The sequence below is a fragment of the Vibrio sp. T20 genome (assembly GCF_007858795.1).
GTDB classification, from domain to species: domain Bacteria; phylum Pseudomonadota; class Gammaproteobacteria; order Enterobacterales; family Vibrionaceae; genus Vibrio; species Vibrio satsumensis.
In genome coordinates this window covers 23,924-48,871 of the sequence record NZ_VFEB01000250.1, presented here as the reverse complement: position 1 = coordinate 48,871, position 24,948 = coordinate 23,924, and the positions used below count along the sequence as shown (strand labels likewise).

Here is a 24,948-nt window from a genome sequence, read left to right as displayed (position 1 = left end):
CAATAATCAATAATCAATAATCAATAATCAATAATCAATAATCAATAATCAATTTTATGCTAAAGAAAACATTTTTTGCTGTCACAATTATTAGTACAATGGTGAACCCTATATATGTGCATTCACATATATACGGTGATGTATTAACACCTAGCTATGGTGTTGGAAATACTCTTGTCGTTGAAAATAAACAGCCTGAGAATCCTTATACTGACGCATGGAGGTCGAGCTTTCTAGCCGATCTAGCTCATATACTGGCATCAATTCCAGATCCTAACTCTATCTCAGAAGCAGCGATTAGAGAGGGGTTAATAAGAAAGTCCTTACCATTAGTCGATCCTAACAAAACTTACTTTAATACATTTAGAGGTGGAGCATCAAACTCGAGTTCATATAATGGTTGGGAGCATCCTCGCTCTCTGTTAACCTCATCAGTTACGATGACTCAGGCAGCATTATTAAATACATTTAGTCAATGGTGGGATGCTTTACCTGGTGAATTAGATGCCGATACTGGTTTGTATACTCAAGGAATAGAAGCCGAAAAGTACGATGAGTATAACGATGTAAATATTCTATCAAGTGATTTTAGCGATATAGTTTGGCATTCGAATATTCAACGAGATTATGATAATGCCCTTGACTCTTTTTGGGAACAGAATTCGAGTAGGTACACCCAAATAATAAAAGATGCCTATAGTTATTCTGCCTTCGATATGCACAATAAGGGGCAATTAACTGATACACAGTTTAAGTTAGCGATGAATGTTGTAAAAGACAATAAGCAGACCCATGTGTATTGGCTTGATATTTATGGGTATTATTCTAATGATGTGTTAGTTATCAAATCCTCTCGTGAGGATGGGGATATATTATTATATATCCCCGGTTCTAAAGATCCGTTTAAACCTTTTTATAATATAGATGAACTTAGAGGCTATATATCAAACCTGATTTCGGAAAATACAGAAAGAAGTAATTTAGCTCGTCATTTTAAGTTGTACGATAGACAAGATGGGAATACATATTCTGGTGTTGAATCGGCCCTTAAAGGAATTGGAGATAAATCTTGGAGTGATTCTTATATCATGTATAAGGATAAACGTGTTTATGGTGATGTTTTCGAAAGCGTTGTTAGTGCGACTAAGGCTCGCTTGTCTAGTGATGGAGAGATGAAAATCCACTCAAACAGCGAAGCTCAAAAGGATTATGCTCTAAAAGTACTCAATGAGTTGATGAAACTTATGCCTCTTCTGGATCTCATTGCCCCGGAAGTTTCTTTACCTGTTGGAATTGTAATAGCAACAAGCTCAATGGGAATCTCAGTTGATAAATCTATAAATGGCGATTCAACAGAGGAACGATATGATGGGCTTATTGGGGCCTCCGTTGGCGGTGCATTCTTAGCTGCTACAACCTTAATCCCCCTAGGTATAAGTTATGCATCGACGTTAAGAAATGCCGCAGCCGAAATACATCCAACTGGTTATATTTCAACAGATCTCGATAAAGCAAGACTCCCAAATGAGTTTGAGCATATTCAGCATGGTGATACTAAAGTGACTTATCACCCTGTTACAGGTGATGAAGTATCTATTGTTCGTCTTACAGATGAGGATAGAGTCGTCGCAGTAAAAGGGACGACTGGCTCTAAATATAAAGAAATAGAGTGGGACACAGGCCGTGAAATATCCAATAAGAATATTGTCAAAACGGTTAACCCGGAAAATGACGAAGTTCAATGGCTTGGTTCTGGAGGCTTATATGGTGGTGCACCTACAACCTCATCAGAGATTCGAACTGCTTCATATACTCTGGATAGCAGAAAAATAACATTGACGTCAAATGGTAGCGAATATTTTTGGGGAGGGAACTCAGCTAGTTTACAAGCGTTTTCTCAAGCAGTACGACAAGAACATGATGGACTGATACCTCTGAGTGATTATAATGATGGGCTCCCTAATTACTCAGCATCGACGCATCCTCCTCGTAATAATCTTGTGGTTGATAGATTAGAAAATTCCGGGGCTCAATATGATGCTGCAGTAAACATGTACACGGTGAAAAGGTTAGAGCTAACCCATTCAAGAAATGAGATAGTGCAAGCTGAAAGAGTTCTCCGATCTAATGGAGTTAGCGAACAAGATATTAATGGGTTGAAAATTGGATTATCAAAGGAAGAATTGGGGCTTGAAACCACTCCAACTTTAGATAGAACAATTCAAAAGATGGTAACAAATCATGCCATAATAAATCGTTGGGAACATTTGTTTTCAGAAGAGATATCAAAAGACTTTCCGGTTATGTACGGGTTATTTATTAATGATACTAAGGGTATACAACAATTGTCTTATGATGTGGTAACTGAGCAGTCGACTCTAACAGGACCCCTCAATGAAGACTGGATACAAGTGATCTATACAAATCAGGAAAATAAACAGTTTGTCAGTGAGTATCTAAGAGAGCGTGGAGTTTATAATATTCAGGTTCGATCTTTTGATGATATTTATCTAACTGAGGTCAACTATCAAAAAATCAGATCTATGCAAAGTAAAATAGGGAGAATGAAAGAAAGTTGTATACGATGCGCATTAAGAACAGCGCAGTATTTATCAACGAAAGATGAACGTTTCCTTGAATTTAGTGTACCAAGTCGTTTTAAAATTTTTTATGATAATTTGAAAAAAATCCCTCGTGGTCTTTCTATGCAAGAGTATGAGATTAAGCTTCGAGAACTAATTGGAACACAATTTGTCAAAAGTCCATATCAAATTGAACAAAGCCTTCTACCTAACTCTATAGACCGTGGTACCTGGAATCTTACGAGAGATGAAATAGATCAAGTATTACTCAATTTAGGTGAAGACAGTTACGCACTTTTAGCTGGTGAATTAGAATTTCAGCAACAGTCTAGTGGACACGTCTTCATTGCATATAACGATAGAGGTACAATCACTTATCTTGATTCAACTAACCCAGCTTGGTTCGACTCAGGTCGTGAAAACCCAGACGTATACTTTAATCATGTTATAAAAAAAGGAAACTTATGGGCTTGGAAATCAGACAAATTTACAGCGTTCTTTGTTTCTAAATCTTTTAGTAACTAAGTTCTAACCTTAAAATAAGCAAGCATAACCCAGTAACAGAGTTGTTACTGGGTTAATGGATACGATAGTTTATATAAATGGGTATTGGTACTCTTAATTAAATGAACATGACTCATAGATTGTCGACTCTGGAAAGTACATGGGGTGCTATTTACTGGAAGTTCCCTTCTATTCTCCTTTGGATAAATTAGTTAGAATAGCAGTTGTATACCATGACCCAGCTCTGCTCTGACCAGTAATGCGCGCTGGGATGAATTAGATTTAGAAAATGGGTTGCGGATTATCCCTGCTGAACGCATGAAGAAGAGAAAGGAACAGCGTGTACCTTTAACTCCCCAAATGTTCGATATATTTGAAGCTATTAAGCCTATTAGTGGACATCGTGAGTTTATTTTTCCTTCCGACAAAGATCCGAAAAAGCCATGTCATAACCAAACAGCTAATACTGCGTTAAAACATATGGGTTTTGCTGGACGCCTTGTTTCTCACGGTCTACGCTCCATAGCGAGCACCATGCTTAACGAGCAAGGGTTTGATTATGACGTTATTGAGGCGTGCCTTTCTCATGTTGACAAAAACCAAACACGTAGCTCATACAACCGAACAGACTACCTAGAGCGTAGGCGTAAAGTAATGGGCTGGTGGAGCGAACACATTGAACAAAGTAGCCAAGGAAGTTATATCGTCACGGGAACTGCCAATGTGTCTTTAGTCAGGTAACCAAATATATTTTCAGTTGTTCACGCTTGATGCGTTAAGTCTAACGCATCTTTTTACTCATGTTTTTCATTACTTATCGTGCTTTCGCAAAAGCCTTTGCAACCGTCATTTTCTGCTCATCCGTTAAAGATTCATTATTAGGTTTTACTTGCATAGACAGTGCATTATAATTCATCTTAGTAGTACTTTTATGTTCTGATTTAAGCGTTTCCAGCTCTTTGTTTTTCAGACATAGCTCTTCTTCTAAATCTTTGATTTTAGATTCAAACATACTTAAATTTCGTCGTTCATCGTCTCGACTAGTTGCCGTTCTTATAACTTTATCTTGCTTAAAAAAATCGGTGTAATGCGTAAGTAACTCTTCAAGCAGTTGAGCTTGTGTGTGGTTTTCCAATCTTGGAAATTTCTTTAAATTTAAAAATTGTTGCTTTATTTCAGGTGGTAGGCTAATCGTGAGGTTGCCATTTTTTGATTTCTTGCGGCTGCCTTTCTTATCCCAATTGTTTCTCATTCTATCGATTTTAACTTTTCTCTCGTACTTATCCCCCCAAAAGTCATTCACCCGTTTTTTGAAATTTTCACAATAATCTTTCATGTCCAAAGCTAGTCGAGAAAGCTCGATATCAATATCTGGGTATCTCTTAGCAAGGTATGGCTTTAACCATTCAGCTTGTTCTTTTGTCGGTTTTAACCACTTTAATGAAGACACTTTACCACCTAAATTTCAATTTATAGTTAACGGAAAGTTTCGTACTTATCTATCTAATTTACCTGACTTGGATTATATGACAAGTTAAATATGACATGTGCAATCTGACATGGTAAGCTAATTTTAAATACAGGGTGTTCTTGGGGGTGGATATAGCTTGAGTTACGCGATATTAATGACGAGAGTGCCTTTCGTTGGGCTTAGTCCTGAAGCAAAGTTTGCTATTATAAAGTTGTTACATAAAGCAGGTGTTAGCGATGGTGACGTGATAGCTATATCAGTTAGAGAGCTGTCGGGTGACATAAAGGTTTCGGTGAGTGCTATCCTCGAAGGTATTCGATACCTTGAAAGGAATAACTTTGTAACTAGAGAGGGCGATTGGACAAATAGTGGTGAAAGCAATAAGAAGAAAAGAGACATCAAGTGTTTTTTTCTGGGCGGTTTTTACGAGCATTTAGATAGTAGGAATAGTGATCTTCCAAAGTTATCTGAGGTCGTTTACCAAAGAGCCAGAGGCCTACTTGATTCAGCAGCATTCAATCAGTTTTCAAATCGCGCAGCAATTAAATTGTTTCTACTAACACTCGTTGTGTTGTCTGATGATTATTGTATTGTTAGAGATAAATCCATTAAGGACTTTCGTGCGCTGTTAGGGCGATTCACTAAGGATAGTCATCGTTCTCAACTTTCTCAGCTAAAGAGGGCTAATTGGATTGTCGAATATGACTCAGGTTTTTCGGGAAAGGTTTTAATCGGAAGATGTAAAAGTGAATACTTATTGAATGCACACCACCCAGCTTTAGCTACTGCAAAGCATGAGAAAATCACTCAGACAATAATAAAGTTAGATAGTACTCATCAACAAACTCTAGTTAGACAACTGAATAAGCTGGCACAAGGCATTCATACCCATGAGGGTGAATCGTCAAATGAAAGGGTTATTCAGGCTAAGTCGAATAGTGATAGTTCTGAGTTAGACTTTTCACTATCTTCTTCATTCAGTGATAAAACAGATCAAGAGCAAGCTTCGTTATGCCTTGTTGGTGAGCTATTTTCTGATGAGGTTACTCAATTTCACATCCAAAGGCTATCGTTGAAAGCCGCATTCAACCTCATACGCTCTAACCTCATTGATGATACTATTTGGCACCAGAAGCTTGAGGCGTCACTTACGGTAGGTTCTCTGTTCTCTCAAAAATACAAAAATGAAATTGAAGAGCTTATAGAGTCAAAAAAGGATTTGGGACTTGAACGCTTCCTCCTTTCCCAAGTTATTAATTTGTTGGAGGGTGAAGGTTACGGGAGACGCTCTAAGTCTCAACGTTATCTGAGCCAGCTAAAAGCTATCCACTTCCTTTTGTCGCTGATGATTAAAGAAAGCAGTGAAGCTCTCGAGGTGGTATTGAAAGGCAAAGGTCTTGGTTTTCGTAGTGATAGTCGGTTGGAGGTGTATCGCTCAGGCAATGAGACAACCTTGTATCTATTTAATATGGAATATACTCCTCGCTAGTTCGATGAATATTTGAGTTGTTTTCCATATTGATGCAAAAGGCTGTATCACTTTCTGAAAATAAAAAATACACATTTGTCCCTATTGTATAGAGAGCTTCTGTTTCGACAAGGGGTTTTACCTAACGGGCATGACTGAAGCGATTCGGTTGTGTCTGTTAGATTAAGAGAGCAGGGAAGACTGGGTAGGATTTATAATGGATAGTGGAGCATGTAATGCGACATCATTATAAATCTTTTTCTTTCCCAACTTTTCCTCAGATTTCATTTCAATAGAAATTTAATTCAGAAAAAAACACATCATCTACTCATCTATTGAAGGAAGACATCCATTTAAATTTTAAGAGGAAAGACAACATGATTTTTCCAACTGAGTTCAACGATAATGAACCAACACACAACAGTGCAACAGAATGCAAAGGATTACCAATTGACACAGCGTCAGTGCCACATTTTTCTCGTTCGCTCTCATTGATTCATAACCTCTACTCCAAATGGTTTGTCAATGATGTGCCGTTTTCAACAGTTAGCTTTTACTTAATGGTAAGCCTCAGTTTGCTAAACAAGCATTAGAATGCCTATTTATAAAGGTACAAGATGTGTATGCACAACATTGCCATCAGAAAGACAAAGCAATAGCGATGATATGCAGTAGTGATGATGAGCATAAGGGGTACTTTTTGGTTAAAAGTGATGTCTTTGAGTATCATAAAACCCTGAGAGCGGTGATATGTTTACTCGTGGAACGTTGGTCGAGTTACTGGATGAATGTATGACTCAAGTAACAAGGTGATTCCAAGGCTACATTGGGGGGATGTTTGGTGACTTGGCTCGAGATGAATATGACATTGAATATAATGAAACACTGTCAGAAAAGTTCCATGATGATAGAGCAATGCTATTTCAAAACCTAAGCTACCTTGCACCTGTTAGAGATGTTGAGTTTCCTGAGACTTACTTATTTCATGTGCGTTATGGGTATAATCCAGTATCAAGTGGTAAATGACCGAACCCGGCTCATAAGTGCGTTGTCAGCGACCAAGAACAAATATACGGCGCCGTTATTTCGAGTTCGTTACAGATTTACGCTAATAGTTCGCAGGAAGGCGTTTGATTAACGACGCTCACTGGTCGGTAAAGAGATGGGCCCAAAATTAAGAATTACAGTACCCTTCGTATTGCAAGGCCTAGTCTGGATATCCAGACTAGGCTCTATTTATGCAATTTAAGGGTTTTTCTTAATAATATATCTTTCAAAGCGCGAGGAAACGAATTTCTCCATACTTGCTGTTATAGCTCTGACCACCATAGATGCTCTTGTGGATCAAAGACATCAGGCCAACCTACAACCGAGGTGATGTTTTGGTCTGAGTCAATCTCAACTTCAAATATCATGTGTGGCTCTATTCCCGTAACCGAGGATTGAAGTATGAAATCACAAATGAATGCATTCGGTTTGCCGCTTTGTGAATCTGCGATGATTGGCTGTTGACTCATCTGAGCGATAGCACCTGCCTTAGGTATGTGGGTATCAAATTGATTCTTGGTAAATTCCGCATTCGTTTCGAATACGGTCTCGCAAATCTGGTTCTTGGCTAAGTCGCGAAGCTTGGAAATGCGTTGTGAGTCAATGCTGGTGGTTTTCTTTGGTTGGGATTGCAGGCCATTAATCATGTTTTCTGTTCCAATAATATCACCCTCAGGATTAAGCTTTACAATGGTCAATACATTGATGCCTTTTGTATCAAAGTTGGCGTCGAGTTTGTATGGGCAGGCGATAGCAGCGCCGTTGTAGCCGCGCTCTGCTGTGACTCCTTCTTCATTGATGCCATCGACTTGAATCTTTCCTGGTTTACCTGATTCGAACAACCTTAGCTGTAACTGGTTGTTGATATCATCTTCAGCCTCATCCAGAACATCCTCACAGATGCCGACAAATTGATTCTTAAGCATTGCTTCTTCGGACGTATTTCCCGTAACAAGAGCCCATCCACCGATAACGACAGAAAGAGCCAGCCAGCCTAATATTAACTTTTTGATTAAACTCATGTGATTTCCTTACTTACTAGTTTGATTTTTTGCCGCCAAATAAAATGAAGGCTACGATGACAAGCCAAAATGGGAGGCTTTTTGAACCGAGTAAAACAGACAGTCCGATGCCGATTGCGATGAGTGCTTTCATGGTGTTGCCTTTGAAGTCGGACAATTCAGTGAGCCACTGTTTAGTTGGCTGGAAGGCGTGATAATGCTAGTCAGTAACGGTTCGGTTAATGCCATTTAGATATCCTTTTCTTGTTTTTAGTTTGAAACCCTACAGCGTTGTAGGGCGGTTGTTATGTTCAATTCAGCTCTGTGGCTCAGTTGGTACCTGTTTGATGTAAGCCTTTATTGAAAATTCCTTAGGTCTTTTGAAATCGAACGTTGATAGGTGAGCGCTCGTGATGTTTGATACATCGGCATGTTTGACTTGATGATTTTTGGGCTCGTAATAGATAACAGACAGTCCTTGCTCAATTATCACCAAGCCAAGAGGTCCGATGGTGTGCTGGCCATCAGGAAGTTCAATCTTGAGTTGATTAGTGTCAACCATCGCCTTGCATATCAATTCAAAGACTGAGTTGAAGATTGGGGTGTAGCTGATGCTTGGAATCAAAGACTCGTTTACGTAGACCAGATCTTGTAATGAAACGGTATTATGCTTTTGGGATTTCTGCTGTAGGACGTCACTGAAGAGAGAGTGAATGATTGCCCGATATTCGACTGGAAAAGTGTTAGTTAACCACTGCTCCGCAAATGCAAGAAGGATGGTTTCTCTAGCGCCGAAACTATTTAGTATTGAAGCTTCACGGCGATACCCATAAGGGCGGTCGCGAGTGTCTTTGGCTACGTTGAGGTGTTGTACAAGAATGTCGAGATTTCTTTGGATAGTTCTAATGTCTCGTTCTACGCCGATAGAGGAAAGCTGTTGTTGTAACTCCTGTGCGGTTATTGAGTGAGTTTGTGGTATGCGGTTGTATAGCTCAAAAAGAAGCGATACGTGGTCTCTTAAGTTGGGTTTAGTCGCCATAACTAACTGCTGTAGGTTAAGGCAAAGCAATGCTATTCAGGTGGAGTGATTGAACTAACTTGCCGTGCTCTCAGAAAATAATTTCTGATGCTACGGATTGAGCGGGCATTACTTGCCGGATGGGTTTTATGGCTTGCTTTATTTGCTATCAGTCACAGTTGGCGTAATTGAAAGGTAAGGTTCAAAGTGCAAGATACTGAGCTGGTTGGTAGTAAATGATTTCAGCCTATTCACCTTGGTAATGTATGTTTGTCTTTTTTTTGGATTGACTTAATTGGCGATTTAAAGACCTAACCTACACACTAGAGGACAACGGCGAACAAATATGTTCGATTCATCCTTATGTTATGAGTAAGAGCATTGAGTTCTGATTATTGGACAGGCAAACAAAAATAGCCCTAAGCGAGCAATGCTTAGGGCTTGTTCTTTACTGCTTGATGTAGAGGGTTTGTTTGGCGCGAGTCACTGCGGTATACATCCACCTTAAGGTCTGTTCGCTTTGGACATTGGCTCGGTTGTTATCGACAAACACATGGGGCCACTCACTTCCTTGTGCTTTGTGACAAGTTATCGCATAACCGTATTTGAGTTTAAGGCAGTTGTAATATTCATCTGTGGCCTTTGCTTCTAGAAATTCAAGCTCCTTAGGTTCAGGGGTTGCTTTGTATCGCTGTTTGAAATCGAGAAGCAGAGCCTTACGCTCTTTCGTTGTGAGCGTGCCGCTAGGGCTTTCCAGTAAGTTTTTTAGCACTTTCTTTTTAACGTCAAACGGCTCGTTATTGTCTTTCAGGAATCTAACGGTGACTTCAATGAATTCCAAAGTGACAACTCCGGGTTCAAAGTCATCACACTCGCGCGGTGGAATGTCGATGATGTGCTTTTCAATCTCCGAATCAATCTGGGTAACCCAGCCTATTTCGCCATTGGAGATGAAGTGGTCATCGCTATCGAGATTCTCTACGCACATAACTTGCTCGCCAATGTGTAGCGCTCGGTGTGATTTAAACATCCTCTCTCGTATCTTACGGTTGTAGTCTCTGACTTGTCGGTTGGTGTAGGTAATGATGACACTGTCTTTACAGCCTTCAAGTTTATGGTCACAAGAGACGAAATACTGTTCGAGGAAGGCTTCTTTTTTAAGTTTATGGACATCTTTTTCATTGGCCGACAATTGAACTGGGGGGAGTTTGTCTCTTTCCAGTGCTTTGCGTATCTCCATCGCATTGTTCACAATGCCGCTGTCGGCTTTCTGCCTGACAATATCGGTGAGTTCGATTTCTGTGCAGCTTAAGTCGTAGAAACTTTCTAGACCGTCTAAGTTTAGGGCGGGGGAGCCGACGCATCGCACCGGAGGTAACTGAGCGTTATCCCCGATGAAAATGATTTTACGTTGTGGCCAGTCGTCTAAATTGATGTATTTCAGTAAATCCTGGAGAAGATACCCCGAACCAAACTTCCCAATTTCAGATTGACTGAATTGGTCTGACAGCATGGAAGCTTCGTCAATTATATAGACCGCATTATGAGCATCTGGGTTGTCTGAAAGGCATGACTTAAGCGTTGCGATATCAATAGGGTCTGAATCTGACTTTAACTCTTTATCGATATCGAAGTATTTGTAGACCACTCGATGAACGGTCATGGCTTCTATTTGGGTTTTGTTCGAAATGACTTTGGCAGCTTTGCCTGTCGGGGCCATTAAAGTAAATTTGCGCTCATTCGCTGTAAGGTATTGCGTTAAACCTTGCGTAATGAAGGTTTTCCCTGTCCCAGCAAAGCCTTTGAGTAAAAATGTCGAATGGCAATCATCGTTTAAAAATAAGTCGAGTTCTAAAACGAGCTCTTCTTGGCTTGGTGTCAGCGTTGTGTTTTCAAAATAAGGTAAAAGACTCATGGTTCGTTTCCTGAAAGGTTCGTATCAGAAAATGAGATGGGTGTGTAAAAAAATCTCTTGGGCACTGCTGGTACATTTACCGCTATGGCTTGACGCCTAAAGCTCGTTGAATTTAATAAGGAAGCAATATGCGTTTTATTCGAATGAAGCAAGTGATGGAGATGACGAGCCTGAGTCGCTCTTCTATTAATCGATATATCAAGGAAGAACGTTTCCCAAGGTGTGTTCCGTTGGGCTGTCGAGCTGCGGTTTGGCTTGAAAACGAAGTCCAAGATTGGATGCGCGATGTACTAGGGAGGCGTGATGAAAATGCTCTCTATGGTTACGATATTGATTGAGGTGGTTCATGGGAGAAAACAAAGATGAGTGGCTCAATGTTCGTGAGGTGACGGGGCTTGTGGGTTTAGGGCGAACCAGTATCTACGTCCTTATGGAGCAAGGTAAATTTCCAGGTTCAATTCGAGTCGGAGCCAAATCGGTAGTATGGCGTTTGTATGAGATTGAACTCTGGATGAACCAAAAAATTTGTGAACGAACACGTTAAAAAACTAAGGCTTGGAAAACCCAAGCCTTAGTTTTGCCGATTAGAAGCATTCAACCTTTATCTCATCAAAGCTCCCCATTTCTAGATAAGCAAGGAAGTTTCCTTCCCAGAGCTTATACATCGCACGGACATCGCGACTATCAAGGCATTGCCAACCTGAGTAACGCGCAAAGAACGCATTGTTACCGATATCAAAATCTAAGTCGCGAGCAAGCTCGGGGTAGTGACCGCCGGAGAAACTGAAATCTGTCATGTAAAGAAGTTGGCAATGATTACCTTCTTCTTTGGTAAAGCAAATTTCAACAGGACGAAATCCGCCGGAATCAACGCAGTAACTGCTGTCCCTAAAGTTGATAGTGACCGTTCTCGCCTGAGATATATCCTTGTTTGAGACTGCTGTGTTGAGCGCCGCGAGAAACTTATCTGAGACTCTTAGGGTAGTACTAGCAAAGGTCAGCTGGGTTTGTGTGGTTGTTTTTACAGGCATAAGGACTCCTTACCGCCGTTTGGAAGCGGTAATTTGTTAGGAAGGGATGGTTAAGGTAAAAGCGTTTTAAGAACGGTGAGAGTGAGTTGGTTGAAGCCTTTGTTATTCAGTAGTTTCACAAAGGCTTTGTCCCAAGACTGAAAGAGCTCAATGACTTGTGGTTGGTCGAGGTCGCAGCGTTCAATGTCTGGTTGATAAAACCAGCCATGACGAAAATTGAAGTAGAGCTGAACCTCCATTTGTGTGCTCTGTTTATCTGGGTAGGCAAAGCTGGCCATGACCGCGATGTGCCAAGGGCTCTCACTGGTCTCTCTAGCGAGATGAACCTCGATAGGGTGAGGCCCATTACCGGTTTGATAGTATTGAGTATCGCGAAAGTTGAGGGCAACACGCTTTGCTTCTTTGGGAATTGCACACAATTCAAGTGAAGCGCAAAGTCTTACTTTAAGCTCGTTCGATAATGGCAATATGTCGTTATGCAGTATAGGTAAGCTCATATTAGTCCCCTTTCTGCAAATGAAACGGGGGTTTCTCCAATCACAAAATGGTCAAGCACTCGAATATCGATTAAAGCTAATGCGTCACTCAGCCGTGAAGTGATGTGTCTATCTGCTTGTGAGGGCTCGGCCTCTCCTGAGGGATGGTTATGAGCAAAAATCACTGCCGCGGCGTTTCTCTCTAACGCAAGCTTAACGACTTCTCTTGGATAAACCGTAGCTGCATCAATCGTTCCATAGAACAACTCATTGTATTCGATCAATCGATGTTGGTTGTCTAGCAAAAGCACGGCGAAAACTTCACGTTCGTGTTGCCCCAGTTTGTAAGTTAAAAACTCTTTAGTGGCGTTAGGGCTTGTAAATACATCTCCTCTTAAGTGTCGGTTAGCTATTATCTGCGCCGCCTGTTCTAACACTTGGTGCTCCGGCAACGATTTGGTTTTTGGGTAGTTGGTGGATTGGTCATTCATTTCAATTCTCCTATCGAATCAATGCACTCGTTCACCTAGGTAATATGTGTTTGAGATTATTTTGAATCGAATAGAACTGAACCTCCTGGAATGGTTTCAGCCATCCTGAGAAAAAATACATGACTCACTTCTTTTATGAATGAAAACAAGAGGTGAATACCATGAACACAAAAAGATTGATTCGATTGAACGAAGTTATCAACGTAACTTCATTATCACGCTCGGCGATTTATAGAATGATGGAGGCTGATGAGTTTCCTAAAAGCGTCAGTATTGGAAAGCGAGCTGTGGCATGGGAAGAAAGTGCGGTCTGCCAATGGATTGATACTGTTTTAGCTGGAGGCGCTCATGATTAATCAAGAACGAGTGGATTTCATCCTAGGGGAAACGGCGTTGCACCATCACAATGAGTTTGAAAAAGTGCAGGTGAACCAGGAGTGGGGGCCGTTAATCCAAGACTCGCTTACAGCATTAAAACGCCATTATGAGCAATTGGTCGCATCGCCAGATGCTGTAGTCGTTGGTTATCGGTTTACCATCCGCTTCAATGACCCGAGCTACGAGTTTACCAAAGCGCATTTAGCAAAGATTTGGTTCTCACAAGTAAATGCATAGGTTAGGTGGGGTTGCCGATAATCAGACAGCATCGGGAGCCTTTTTTCGAGAGGTCATAAAAAATGATGATATTCGCTGTTTTTGGGGCAGCTCTAGTCACGCAGATGGCTCTGGTGTTGCAAAGGTATATGTTGTCGCTAAAGGCAGTCAAATTCATGGGCAAGACGATATTGAAACATTTCACAAGGATGTCGCGATTGATTTATGGCGTTCATGCTCTTTGACTGAAGATGACTTTTCAGGACTACATGAAGATTGCTCATTTTTTCCTTCGTTTGCTACAAAATCCTCGGTGACCTTGATTGCACCACAAGATGAAAACTACGAAATGTTGAAAGGGCTGCTGTTTTATAAACTGAGTGCTTTAACCGCGATACCGGTTGTTTTCAAAGTTGATGATTTAATCTCTTTCTCAGTGTTAACAAAATTGACTGAAAGGCCAGAAGATAAGGTAGATAAAAAGGGTAAAGCAGACAAGGTAAATAATAACCTTAAAGCCACGCATTCAAGTACGAGGAGTAGCAAAACCAACAAAGACAAATGGCAGACGCCACCAGAGGTTTTTGCGCAGCTGGATAAACGGTATGGATTTACTTTAGACGCTGCAGCAGAGCCTGAAACGGCACTTTGTTTGAGTTATTTTACAGAAGAAGATGACGCATTGGTGCAAGATTGGAGTGGTCATGTTGTGTTCTGTCACCCACCATACTCTAAGCTGAAAGCATTTGCCAAGAAGGCCTATGAAGAGTCACTTAAGGGTACCAAAGTGGTTATGTTAGTACCATCAAGGACGGGCAGTGATGAATTCCATGATTACTTCTCAAAAGGAGCGGTTCGCTTTATTGGGGGGCGCTTGAAGTTTCTTCAAAATGGGCAAGAACAAGGTTCAGCTAATTTCCCTAGTATGGTGTGCATTTTAGGGCCAGGCATTGAAAGTAAGTGGGAGTATGTTGACAAAGATGATTTGTTACAAGAACGGTAAAGTAGTGATTGCCCCAAGACGGGCAATTGACATCTCCATATTCAACTGGTGATTCAAGGTTAGGTTTTTCTTTAGTTAAGGCTGTGGTAGTTCAGGACTCGATGGGGTGTCATTTTTTCGATGTCGAGTCCATCGAATAACCAACGCTAATGCTCTTCAGTTAATGCGAGTGTTTGCCCAAGCATTTTTCTTGGCCAAGTGAATTTGCCTTTTTCGAGTCGCTTTTGCCAGAGACAAAAACCATTACGCTGCCAGTAGAGAACTTTGAGCTTATCCCGGGTTCGATTTCTGTTCAACGATAAAGCTCAAGCCGTTAATGCCCTTTCTAAAATCGACGGGCGCCTTGGGGAGATAGGTAACAGGGATATCAGGGAACATTTTCATACAACAGCAAGCTCCTTCAATAGAAGGCCGAGCCACTGAGGTGCTACATCACGAGGCACATGAAGAGATCACGCCCCCCGCTTCAAGGCGTAATTCCGTAGGTAACGTAGAGGGAGGCAGTTGCTCGGTTTTGGTGTTTGGCTTGGTTATTTTTTCAACAACAACGAATTCAGAAAGTGAATCTTCTCGTTTTTTAGGTATGTTGACTAAGTGGTGTAGTTTGCGACGTTTATTGAAAGGATTAAATGAGTCGCTTTAAAGACGCTTACGAAGAAACAAGGTATAGCTTTGGAACAAGAGGCAACCTGGTTGAGTTATTCGTGAATAAGGTAAATAAGAATAGGTGATTTGGGTATAGATTAAGCGCTCAATCTCATAGTGAAGCATCAAACATTGTCCATTCCCCAATTTTCTCATATTCTCTCACTATCAATTCTGGTGAATTAAACCAATACGAGATAACACTCTGAATGGTAGACCAAATTTCAATTTTGAAAGAGGTGGCTGCTTATCTAAAGTTATCCGAAAAAACAGCATATAGATTAGCAAGCGAAGGAAAGCTTCCTGGTTTCAAAGTCAGCGGTTCTTGGCGCTTTAAGCGTGAAGATCTCGAAGCACGGATTGAACAACAAAAAAACGCAGGTGCTTAAATGCTTCCAAGTTATCAAGAGTTAATGAAGCCAGTGTTAGAGGCTGCCAAAAATGAAGAAGTTAAGCTTAGCAACGTCATAGACTTGCTAGCTGAGCAATTCAATCTGTCTGAAGACGAGAGAACAGAGCTTCTTCCTAGTGGGCGACAAGCTGCATTTACCAACCGAGTTGGATGGGCCAAAACTTATTTAGCCAAAGCTGGGCTTTTGGATTCCGTAAGGCGTGGTCACTTCGTGATAACAGACTTGGGGAAAGAAGCCCTAAATAGTGGCGAAGAGATTGATAACCAATACCTAAAGCGTTTTGATGACTTCAATGAGTTCACCAAGCAAAAGAACGGTGATTCAGATAAAACTGAAGACACGAATGTGCCTGATAATGATGCGACGCCAGATGAAGTGCTAAGGGCTGCTTACAAACAAATCAACGACGCTCTAGCCTCCGATATCTTATCCCGAACCCGTAAAATATCCCCAGCTTTCTTTGAGCAATTACTTATCGATCTGCTACTAGCCATGGGCTATGGGGGCAGCGATGAGGGAATGGCCCATACGCTTGGGAAGAGCGGTGATAACGGAGTTGATGGCGTGATTAATCAAGACCCACTTGGCGTTGATCAGGTTTACATTCAAGCCAAGCGTTATGCCGATGGAAACAACGTTGGCGCTGGTGAAATCAGAGACTTTTTTGGAGCACTTAATCTGAAGAAAGCACAGAAAGGCATCTTCATCACTACATCAGAGTTTACCTCATCAGCAACTCAGACAGCGAAAGACTTAGGCATGCGCATCGTACTTATCAATGGTAAAGAGTTGGCTAAGCTGATGCTGCGTTACAACATTGGTAGCCGAGATGAGCAAGTGCTGTATATAAAACGAATTGACGAAGAATTTTTTGAAGGTTAAATAACGACTGACTTGATGTTAGTTTCAAATTAGTATGTATCATTCAAAGATTTGTTTGTAGTTAATTGATATTTATCAACAAATGTACGTGGAGTAGTGATGGCTAAATCTGAAATTGGTGAGAATGGAATTCAAAGTAATTTTTGTTTTTTAGAGTCACATGATCCTATCTTTCTGCAACTTGCACAAAGCGCAGAACGTGCTTTCTCTAGCGACCCTAATACAACATTGGTTAAGTTGCGCCAGTTTGCCGAAGCAATCGCACAAGACTTAGCGATGCGCTGTAGCATTGAATTTGACGATAAAACGAATCAAGCCGATCTCCTATTTCGAATTAACCGTGAACTACGCCTAGAGTCTCAGATCATCAGCCTGTTCCATGGGCTGCGTAAAGCGGGCAACAAAGCGGTACATCAATTCAAAACCGAACATAAACCGGCATTAGCTGGCCTTCGTGTCGCCCGTGATATTGCTATCTGGTATCACCGAGCTTTTGGCAAGCAAGGAGTAGCTTTTAAAGCCGGTGAGTTTGTTATCCCTCAAGATCCGAGTAAGCAATTAACTGAGCTACAGACTCAAATACAACAGCTTAAAAACCAATTGCTCGAAAATAATGAACAACTTGAATCTAATCAGCAGCTAACTTCTCTGCTTGAACAAGAAAAAGAGGAGTTCGCGGTACTTGCTGAGCAGATGGATGTAGAAGCGAGAGAACTGGCCGTTCAGGCAAAATCGCATGAAGAGGCCCTTGCGAAACAAAAAGCTGAATTTGAGAACAAGCTTACAAAGCTTCAAAAGCAGTTAGCCGATCAAACAGAGGAAACACTCAAAGCAATTAAAGCGCAGCGTAAAGATGTTAATAAGCGCACCTATACTGCCAGTAGCCGCTTTACTCTTAATGAAGAGTTAACTCGCATCCTCATCGATCAACAGCTTATCGATGCAGGCTGGGAAGCTGATTCAGAAGTTTTAGATTATCGAAAAGGAGTAAGGCCCGAAAAAGGTAAAAACCTCGCAATTGCTGAATGGCCAACTAAGTATCAAGGAAAAATCGGCCGCGCTGATTATGTGCTGTTTTGTGGTTTAACACCTATTGCCGTGGTTGAAGCTAAGCAAGAAAACACCAATGTTGCAGGCAAAGTCTCTCAAGCAGAGCGTTACTCCAAAGGTTATAAGCTCAACTCACCTCAAAAAGGTGCATGGGAATTGGAGAACCGAACTATAGCTTGGGCTGATGAAGAAGAGGGGCATTACCACATTCCATTTGTCTACTCTTGCAATGGACGACCGTTTAATAAACAGCTAGCTGAGCTTTCAGGCACTTGGTTCCGTGATACCCGTAAAGCAAGTAACGCCAAGAGGCCGTTACAGCAATTTCACTCCCCTGATGGTCTTATCGATAAATTAAAGCGCAGTAGAGATGAAGCAGAAAAGTTGCTTCAGCAAGAGGGTTTTGATTACTTAGGCTTGCGTGATTATCAGCAAAAAGCGATTGTGGCGGTAGAATCTGCCCTCGAGGAAGATAAAACTCAATGCCTATTGGCGATGGCAACAGGTACCGGTAAAACCCGAACCATTATCGGCTTAATGTACCGCTTTCTTAAGGCCGAACGCTTTAAACGTATTTTGTTTTTAGTCGATAGAACCGCGTTAGGCAATCAAGCCTGCGACTCCTTCGATGAGGCAAAGCTAGAACAGAACAAAACGTTATCCTCTATCTACAATATTGCCGAATTAGGTGATATGAGCAGCGAAGCAGAAACCCGCATTCAAGTTGCCACCGTACAAGCGATGGTGAAGCGTATATTTATGTCTGATACGCCACCCGCACTTGATGAGTTTGACTGCATTATTGTCGATGAGGCGCATAGGGGTTATGCACTCGATCAGCAGATGACAGAAGGAGAGCTTGCTCACCGTGATGCGAGCCAGTACCTCTCAAGCTATCGCCGTGTACTTGATTACTTTGATGCGGTTCGTATAGGCCTTACGGCTACTCCCGCCAAACACACCAGTGAGATTTTCGGTAAGCCGGTCTATACCTATACTTACCGTGAAGCGGTAGCGGAAGATTGGCTCATCGATCATGAACCGCCTATTCGCTATGAAACTCTACTGAGCAAAAATGGCATTAAGTTTGAGAAAGGCGCAACCGTCTCCGCGATTAATACTCAAACAGGAGAGGTTGAATCTGCCGACTTAGCCGATGAGCTTAAATTTGATGTTGAATCTTTTAATCGCCGCGTTATAACCAAAGGGTTTAATGACGTTATCTGCGGCCAGCTTGTTAATGAACTTGACCCGTTTGGCGATGAAAAAACGCTAATATTCTGCACCACAGATCTGCATGCGGATATGGTTAAAACAGCGCTAGATAGTACTTTTAACAAGATGTATGGTGACGATTATAATCAGGCTGCCGTTGCAAAAATTACCGGAAAAAGCGATAAGGTCGATCAGCTGATTCGCCAATATAAAAATGAGCGCTACCCCAATATTGCCGTGACAGTCGATCTACTTACCACTGGTATCGATGTTCCTAAAATCTGCCACCTAGTGTTTTTACGTCGTGTAAAGTCGCGCATTCTGTACGAGCAGATGATGGGCCGTGCGACACGTCGCTGTGACGAAATAGGTAAGACGGTCTTCAAAATCTATGATCCGGTTGATCTCTACAGTGCACTTGAAGCTGTTAATACTATGAAACCGATTGTCAAAGATCCGAATATCACCTTAGAGCAGCTGGTGGATGAGATCAGCGATGATGCCTACTTAGAGCAAGCTTTAGATACTCCCGGTGAGCAAGCTGGTACAAGCCACGCTAATGATGTGTTGAATCAGTTGACGCAAAAAGTTATGCGAGTCATGCGCAAAGCCGTTAAAAAAGCGGAGAACAAACCAGCGTTAAGAACCAAGTTAGATCAACTTGAGGGAATATGGGGCGTTGCACCTGACAAACTCCATCAGCATCTTCATCAAATTGGGCCAAAACAAGCAGCGCAATTTTGCAAGCAACATCAAGGCCTAATTAATCAGCTGGCGGAAGTACGTTTTCTCGCAGGAAGCGACAAAATGCCGGTGATTTATGAAGGTAAAGATGAGTTCCTCGGTCGTGAGCAAACCTATGGTGTACACGAAAAACCAGCGGATTACTTAGATAGCTTCAATCAGTTTATTAGACAAAATATCAACCAATCGGCGGCATTGTCGGTTGTCGTTAATCGCCCTAAGGATCTCACTCGCGAGCAACTCAAAGAAGTGAAGCTATTGCTCGATGAAGCCGGTTACAACGAAGCCCATCTGAAAAGCGCATGGCGCAAGAATACCAACCAAGATATCGCCGCCAGTATTATCGGTTATATCAGACAAGCCGCCATCAATGAGGCATTAGTACCATTTGAGCAACGTGTAACTAATGCCATGCAGCGTATTTACAGTGAGCATAATTGGAACCCTAATCAGCGCAAGTGGTTAGAACGTCTGGCTAAACAGTTGGTCCATGAGTCGGTGATCGATAAGTCTTTCGTTAACCAACGCTTTGCCGATCAGGGTGGAGCGAAACGCTTTAACAGTGTGCTTGATGACCAGCTCGATACAATACTTGATGAGCTGAATGAGTACCTTTGGCAAGCGGGTTAGTGAGTAATTATAGGGCTTTCTATCGCAGTTCTACTGCTATGCAGAGTGGTTGATGGTTTTCTAAGCAAAAACACCGTAATACGTTTAGAAAACCAAATTACAACACATCGGCCAATGCGTATAATCGAACATCTGCCTGAGCTAGAACGACGTTGAGACTCGAGTTGTTCAGCGGCATCTTTAGTTACCTATACGGCAAACATTAATTTGGTTGTGCACGATTTCGGCATCAGCCGCATTACGATAATCCATCAAGCAAGCAAGTAGCCAAGCCAGAAACTAGATCTATGGTTACATACGGCTTTCTCACGAAAGTAAAAATAGACCGAATATTGACGACATTAACTTGTCACGGTTTGCATTATTTGCAGTAAATGAACGTTTACCCGCTTCGTCGTGAATGAATACGGATAAGAGTCAAAACGACGAGCAGTTATCGAAACATAGTTAAGAAATTGAGAATATAAAATGAGCACTTCAAGCAAATCAAATAATAGCGACATCGTCCAAAAGCTGTGGAACCTCTGTGACGTACTTCGTGACGATGGCATTAACTATTCTGATTACGTTACCGAGTTGGTCTTGTTGCTGTTCATCAAAATGGTGCATGAGAATACAGAAGCAGGGCTGCTGAACAAACATACTTTGCCTGAAGGCTGCCGCTGGAGCGACTTAAGCGACAAAGACGGCTTAAACTTGCTTGATGATTACAAACGCATGTTGCTTACCTTATCGACAGGTAAAGACGGCGAGGGTAATACCCTACATGCAGATCCACTTATTTTAGCTATTTATGCTGATGCCCAAACGCGCTTGCGTGAACCTCGCCACTTAAAGCAGCTGATAAAATCACTCGATTCTATTGACTGGTTCAGTGCGCAAAAAGATGGCTTAGGTGACTTGTACGAAGGCTTGCTAGAGAAGAACGCCAACGAAACCAAATCAGGTGCAGGCCAGTACTTCACTCCGCGTGCGCTGATCGACTCTATGGTGAGAGTGATCAACCCACAGGCTGGCGAAGTGATCCAAGATCCCGCCGCAGGTACCGCAGGCTTCCTGATTGCTGCTGATAGCTACATTAAAGCTCAAACAGATGACCATTTTGATCTTGATGCTAAGCAAGTGACCTTCCAGAAGAACCATGCTTTCGTTGGTGTTGAGCTGGTGCCATCCACCCGCCGTTTAGCACTAATGAACTGCTTGCTACATGGCATGGAAGGGGACGACGAAGGCGTTGTGCACCTAGGTAACTCTCTTGGTCAAGTAGGTGCGACATTACCAAAAGCCGATATTATCCTAGCTAACCCCCCATTTGGCACGAGCAAAGGCGGCGATGCGTCGATTACTCGTGATGATTTAACGTACCCAACTAGCAACAAGCAGCTGGCATTTTTACAGCATATTTACCGCAACTTAAAAGCCGGTGGTCGTGCGGCCGTGGTACTGCCTGATAACGTCTTGTTTGAAGCGGGCGTGGGTACTAGTATCCGTAGCGATTTGATGAACAAATGTAACCTGCACACCATTTTGCGTTTACCAACGGGGATCTTTTACGCCGCTGGCGTGAAGACCAACGTATTGTTCTTCACCAAAGGCTCAGCCAAAGATAAGAATCAGGAAGAAAACTGCACCACCAATACTTGGGTTTATGATCTACGTATCAACATGCCTAATTTTGGCAAGCGCACCCCGTTTGGTGAGCAACACCTTAAGCCATTTGAAGCAGTATATAACCTGCCACTTACAGATCGTAAGGAAGGGGAGTGGTCATTCAACGCAGAAGAAGTTGAAGCAGAAAGCACAGACGTTAATAAGGATGTAGACCCGCGCCTAGTATACAGCCGTTGGCGCTGTTTCTCTCGTGAGTATATTCGCGACAGCAAAGGTGATTCACTGGATATCTCATGGCTCAAAGATGCCAACAGCGTCGATGCTGCGGATTTAGGCACACCTGAAGAGTTGGCAGGCGAGGCCATGACGGAGCTTAAAGGCGCATTAGCTGATCTTGAAGCCTTGGTGGCCTCATTAGTTGGTGGGGTGAAAGGATGAGTGGATATATTGAAAAATATGTTGATGGCTCGTATACACACACACTCAAAATACCAGAGAGCTGGGTATTTGTAGAATTATATGAGGCGATCAATATTATTGGAGGTAGTCAGCCTCCAAAGAGTGAATTTCACTCTGAGTTTAAAGAGGGGCTCATACGATTAATACAAATCAGAGACTATAAATCTGATGCGCATAAAGTATATATTCCATTAGAAAAGGCCAAGCGTTTTGTATCCCCAGATGACGTAATGATAGGGCGATATGGCCCACCAATATTCCAGATTCTTAGGGGGCTTGAAGGTGCATATAATGTCGCATTGATGAAGGCCGTGCCAATTCAAGGTGTGCTAGATAATAAGTACTTATTTCATTTTTTGAATAATAGAGATATTTACAATTACGTTGATTCGGCATCCGACCGAACGGCTGGTCAGTCTGGTGTAAATAAAAGTCATCTTGAAAAATACCCTGTTGGCATCCCCCCACTAGCCGAGCAAAAAGTGATTGCCGACAAGTTGGATGAGCTGCTGGCACAGGTAGAAAGCACCAAAGCTCGCCTTGATGCTATTCCTGCCATCTTAAAATCATTCCGCCAATCCGTCCTCGCCGCCGCAGTCAGTGGTAAGTTGACAGAAGAGTGGCGAGGGGCGAATGATGTTGCTCTATCTTCATGGCAAACCGTGAAAGTCGGTGATTTTGTGCAAGCTATTGAGGCAGGGAAAAGCCTAAAGTGTATAGAGACGCCACCGAACCAGAATGAATATGGCATCATTAAAATTAGTGCTGTTACTTGGGGGGTTTATGATGAAAGTGAAAGTAAGACATTACCTAGTAATGATTTATTCATTGAAAACCGACGAGTAAAAGTCGGAGACTTGCTAATTTCTAGGGCCAATACGATGGAATTACTTGGTAATCCTGTAATCGTCCATAGTGTGACTAAAAACTTAATGTTAAGCGATAAAGTCTTACGTTTAGTTATGGAAGAGGCTAACAAACCGTGGGTTAGTATATTTTTGCGGTCGAAAGCTGGTAGAAAAGAAATTGAATCACGTTCAACTGGCAATCAAATGTCAATGAGGAATATTGGTCAAAAGGCATTGCTAGATATCGGGTTACCTAAAGCAACAGAATCAGAACAAGCCGAAATCGTCCGTCGTGTCGAAGAACTGTTCGCCTTTGCTGATAAAGTTGAAGCGCAGGTCAATGCTGCCCAAACACGGGTGAATAACCTCACCCAATCGATTCTCGCAAAAGCCTTTAGAGGCGAGCTGACTGCGGAGTGGCGCGCAGCGAACCCTGATTTGATTAATGGTGACAACAGCGCAAAGGCGTTGCTTGAGCGTATTAAAGCTGAACGTGTTAAACTATCCATTAAAAGTAAACCGAGAAAAACCAAAACGAAGGTGGAAGCCAATGAAGGTTAAGAAACTAACTCTAAAGAATTTTCGCAGATTCAGTGATTTTGATATCACCTTCGATGAACAACTTACCGTGTTAGTGGCTCGCAATGGTGCGGGTAAATCTAGTGTGCTAGATGGCGTGGCTATCTCATTGGGCGCATTTTTAACACGGTTGCCTAAAGTAAAGGGCATTACATTTAAGAACTCAGATTTAAAGGTATTGTCTAACGGTACTCAACCACCTTATGTGCGAATTACGTGTACAAGCTTTGATGGTCAAACCTGGGATCGTGGTGAAAAACGAGATAAAGCTAAGAAAACGGAAAAGCAAATTCCGAAAGCACTAGGCCTTCAGCAGCTCAACGATTTTGCGGACCAGTTTATTGATGCGCAAAACGAAGAGCGAGAATTTGAACTGCCGATTTTCATACATTACGGAACCGGACGGGGTGTTTTTGACGTGCCGCAGCGAACCAAAGGTTTTGGCAATGATTTTACGCGTTTTGGTGCCCTTAGTGGCGCGTTAGAAAGCAGAACAAACTTCAGACGTTTTGTTGAATATTTTTATACACTTGAAGACAAAGAAGCTCAATTACACAAGAAACATCGTTCATTTGATATTGATTTACCCGAGCTTAAAGCGATTCGCATGGCAATTCACCGGCTAATGCCCGAGTTTTCAAATCCCAGAGCCATATCGCCAGCCGGTATTATGATCGACTGGAAGAACAGTGAAAGCAGTGACACGAAACAACTCCGCATAGAACAGTTGAGTGATGGGTACCGTACAACATTAGCCATGGTAATGGATATCGCTGCCCGTATGGCAGAGGCAAATCCTGATATGCCTGACCCTCTGCAAACCGAAGGGGTGGTGATGATTGATGAGGTCGATCTTCACCTGCATCCCGGTTGGCAGCAAACTATATTGAGTGACTTGGTGAGAACCTTTCCGCAGGTGCAATTTATTGTGTCAACTCATAGCCCTCAAATCGTTAGTACAGTAAAGCCAACTCAAATACGAGTTATTGATTGGCAAGACGAAGAGCCATCATTAATGCCGATTTATTTCTCTGAAGGGGCGGAGTTCCAACAAGTCTTAATGGATGTTTTAGGCGTTAAATCACCGCGAGCCGAACACCTAGAAATCGTTAAGTCATTACGGAAATATCAGCAATATGTTGAAAATAACCAGTGGGATTGTGAAGACGCAATAAATCTACGAAAAGAATTAGATGGTTGGGCTGGCGAGCATGAATCAGAGCTTAGTAATCTCGATATGGACATTAGTATCAGGGAGTTAGATCGCTAAG

General features: G+C 42.1%; 21 protein-coding genes and 1 pseudogene. 14 read left to right on the top strand and 8 right to left on the bottom strand.

Annotation, left to right across the window (positions count from 1 at the left end; genetic code table 11):
• The first annotated feature begins 56 nt into the window (after nt 1-56).
• Together FTW16_RS22680 and FTW16_RS22675 are read left to right on the top strand one after the other, a co-directional pair.
• On the top strand, nt 57-3,107 hold the full coding sequence (locus tag FTW16_RS22680; protein WP_146492531.1) for a dermonecrotic toxin domain-containing protein: 3,051 nt from the start codon (nt 57-59) through the stop codon (nt 3,105-3,107).
• A 216-nt stretch (nt 3,108-3,323) separates the two neighbouring features.
• A pseudogene (locus FTW16_RS22675) lies at nt 3,324-3,827 on the top strand (tyrosine-type recombinase/integrase); the annotation flags it as partial.
• Between the two features lie 73 nt (nt 3,828-3,900).
• On the opposite strand, the gene FTW16_RS22670 reads toward FTW16_RS22675, so the two are convergent.
• Nucleotides 3,901-4,536, bottom strand: coding sequence for a hypothetical protein (locus FTW16_RS22670; protein ID WP_146492529.1), 636 nt, complete (start codon nt 4,534-4,536; stop codon nt 3,901-3,903).
• Between the two features lie 157 nt (nt 4,537-4,693).
• Between FTW16_RS22670 and FTW16_RS22665 the strand changes: the two genes are divergently transcribed.
• The gene (locus FTW16_RS22665; protein ID WP_186728104.1) at nt 4,694-6,046 is read left to right on the top strand and encodes a hypothetical protein; all 1,353 of its coding nucleotides are present in this window, start codon (nt 4,694-4,696) and stop codon (nt 6,044-6,046) included.
• Between the two features lie 1,289 nt (nt 6,047-7,335).
• On the opposite strand, the gene FTW16_RS22660 is transcribed toward FTW16_RS22665, so the two are convergent.
• The 3 genes from FTW16_RS22660 to FTW16_RS22650 form a co-directional block, all read right to left on the bottom strand.
• Complete coding sequence (locus tag FTW16_RS22660) at nt 7,336-8,094, bottom strand: hypothetical protein (protein ID WP_146492527.1); 759 nt, start codon at nt 8,092-8,094, stop codon at nt 7,336-7,338.
• 295 nt (nt 8,095-8,389) lie between these two features.
• Nucleotides 8,390-9,112, bottom strand: coding sequence for a helix-turn-helix transcriptional regulator (locus FTW16_RS22655; protein ID WP_146492526.1), 723 nt, complete (start codon nt 9,110-9,112; stop codon nt 8,390-8,392).
• Between the two features lie 427 nt (nt 9,113-9,539).
• Nucleotides 9,540-11,006: an ATP-dependent RecD-like DNA helicase gene (locus tag FTW16_RS22650; protein WP_146492525.1), complete on the bottom strand. Its 1,467-nt coding sequence runs from the start codon at nt 11,004-11,006 to the stop codon at nt 9,540-9,542.
• Nucleotides 11,007-11,134: 128 nt separating this feature from the next.
• Here FTW16_RS22650 and FTW16_RS22645 point away from each other — a divergent pair, with 128 nt between their 5' ends.
• Both FTW16_RS22645 and FTW16_RS22640 read left to right on the top strand, forming a co-directional pair.
• Nucleotides 11,135-11,344 carry an AlpA family phage regulatory protein gene (locus FTW16_RS22645; RefSeq protein ID WP_108193389.1) on the top strand — a complete coding sequence of 70 codons (210 nt, stop codon included), beginning with the start codon at nt 11,135-11,137 and terminating at the stop codon, nt 11,342-11,344.
• A gap of 8 nt (nt 11,345-11,352) precedes the next feature.
• The gene (locus FTW16_RS22640) at nt 11,353-11,550 is read left to right on the top strand and encodes a helix-turn-helix transcriptional regulator (RefSeq protein ID WP_146492524.1); all 198 of its coding nucleotides are present in this window, start codon (nt 11,353-11,355) and stop codon (nt 11,548-11,550) included.
• A 40-nt stretch (nt 11,551-11,590) separates the two neighbouring features.
• Here FTW16_RS22640 and FTW16_RS22635 read toward each other — a convergent pair whose 3' ends face one another.
• Genes FTW16_RS22635 through radC form a run of 3 tightly spaced genes read right to left on the bottom strand, consistent with a single transcriptional unit; the run spans nt 11,591 to nt 13,004 of the window.
• Nucleotides 11,591-12,037, bottom strand: coding sequence for a DUF2787 family protein (locus FTW16_RS22635; RefSeq protein ID WP_146492523.1), 447 nt, complete (start codon nt 12,035-12,037; stop codon nt 11,591-11,593).
• 50 nt (nt 12,038-12,087) lie between these two features.
• Nucleotides 12,088-12,534 carry a DUF2787 family protein gene (locus tag FTW16_RS22630; RefSeq protein WP_146492522.1) on the bottom strand — a complete coding sequence of 149 codons (447 nt, stop codon included), beginning with the start codon at nt 12,532-12,534 and terminating at the stop codon, nt 12,088-12,090.
• The gene (gene radC, locus FTW16_RS22625) at nt 12,531-13,004 is read right to left on the bottom strand and encodes a RadC family protein (RefSeq protein ID WP_146492521.1); all 474 of its coding nucleotides are present in this window, start codon (nt 13,002-13,004) and stop codon (nt 12,531-12,533) included. The genes FTW16_RS22630 and radC overlap by 4 nt, the downstream gene beginning before the upstream one ends.
• Before the next feature lie 161 nt (nt 13,005-13,165).
• On the opposite strand from radC, the gene FTW16_RS22620 reads away from it, so the two are divergent.
• From FTW16_RS22620 to FTW16_RS22610, 3 genes are read left to right on the top strand one after another with little or no spacing between them, the layout of a single operon-like run.
• Nucleotides 13,166-13,360, top strand: a complete 195-nt coding sequence (locus FTW16_RS22620; RefSeq protein ID WP_108193384.1) for a helix-turn-helix transcriptional regulator — start codon at nt 13,166-13,168, stop codon at nt 13,358-13,360.
• On the top strand, nt 13,353-13,619 hold the full coding sequence (locus FTW16_RS22615; RefSeq protein ID WP_146492520.1) for a hypothetical protein: 267 nt from the start codon (nt 13,353-13,355) through the stop codon (nt 13,617-13,619). The genes FTW16_RS22620 and FTW16_RS22615 overlap by 8 nt, the downstream gene beginning before the upstream one ends.
• Nucleotides 13,612-14,601: a phage N-6-adenine-methyltransferase gene (locus FTW16_RS22610; protein ID WP_261383512.1), complete on the top strand. Its 990-nt coding sequence runs from the start codon at nt 13,612-13,614 to the stop codon at nt 14,599-14,601. Before FTW16_RS22615 ends, FTW16_RS22610 begins: the two co-directional genes overlap by 8 nt.
• Before the next feature lie 146 nt (nt 14,602-14,747).
• Here FTW16_RS22610 and tnpB read toward each other — a convergent pair whose 3' ends face one another.
• Nucleotides 14,748-14,897: an IS66 family insertion sequence element accessory protein TnpB gene (gene tnpB / locus FTW16_RS24995; RefSeq protein ID WP_146492519.1), complete on the bottom strand. Its 150-nt coding sequence runs from the start codon at nt 14,895-14,897 to the stop codon at nt 14,748-14,750.
• A 558-nt stretch (nt 14,898-15,455) separates the two neighbouring features.
• On the opposite strand from tnpB, the gene FTW16_RS22590 reads away from it, so the two are divergent.
• The 6 genes from FTW16_RS22590 to FTW16_RS22565 all read left to right on the top strand — a co-directional run bounded on the left by FTW16_RS22590 (nt 15,456) and on the right by FTW16_RS22565 (nt 24,947).
• Complete coding sequence (locus FTW16_RS22590) at nt 15,456-15,635, top strand: helix-turn-helix domain-containing protein (RefSeq protein ID WP_146492517.1); 180 nt, start codon at nt 15,456-15,458, stop codon at nt 15,633-15,635.
• Nucleotides 15,636-16,541, top strand: a complete 906-nt coding sequence (locus FTW16_RS22585) for a restriction endonuclease (RefSeq protein WP_146492516.1) — start codon at nt 15,636-15,638, stop codon at nt 16,539-16,541. It begins immediately after the preceding gene.
• A gap of 99 nt (nt 16,542-16,640) precedes the next feature.
• Nucleotides 16,641-20,180 carry a type I restriction-modification system endonuclease gene (gene hsdR / locus FTW16_RS22580; RefSeq protein ID WP_146492515.1) on the top strand — a complete coding sequence of 1,180 codons (3,540 nt, stop codon included), beginning with the start codon at nt 16,641-16,643 and terminating at the stop codon, nt 20,178-20,180.
• 468 nt (nt 20,181-20,648) lie between these two features.
• Nucleotides 20,649-22,229 (top strand): N-6 DNA methylase, encoded by a 1,581-nt coding sequence (locus FTW16_RS22575; protein ID WP_146492514.1) that lies wholly within the window; start codon nt 20,649-20,651, stop codon nt 22,227-22,229.
• Nucleotides 22,226-23,659 carry a restriction endonuclease subunit S gene (locus FTW16_RS22570; protein ID WP_146492513.1) on the top strand — a complete coding sequence of 478 codons (1,434 nt, stop codon included), beginning with the start codon at nt 22,226-22,228 and terminating at the stop codon, nt 23,657-23,659. Before FTW16_RS22575 ends, FTW16_RS22570 begins: the two co-directional genes overlap by 4 nt.
• Nucleotides 23,649-24,947 carry an AAA family ATPase gene (locus FTW16_RS22565; protein WP_146492512.1) on the top strand — a complete coding sequence of 433 codons (1,299 nt, stop codon included), beginning with the start codon at nt 23,649-23,651 and terminating at the stop codon, nt 24,945-24,947. The genes FTW16_RS22570 and FTW16_RS22565 overlap by 11 nt, the downstream gene beginning before the upstream one ends.
• The last annotated feature ends 1 nt before the right edge of the window (nt 24,948 follow it).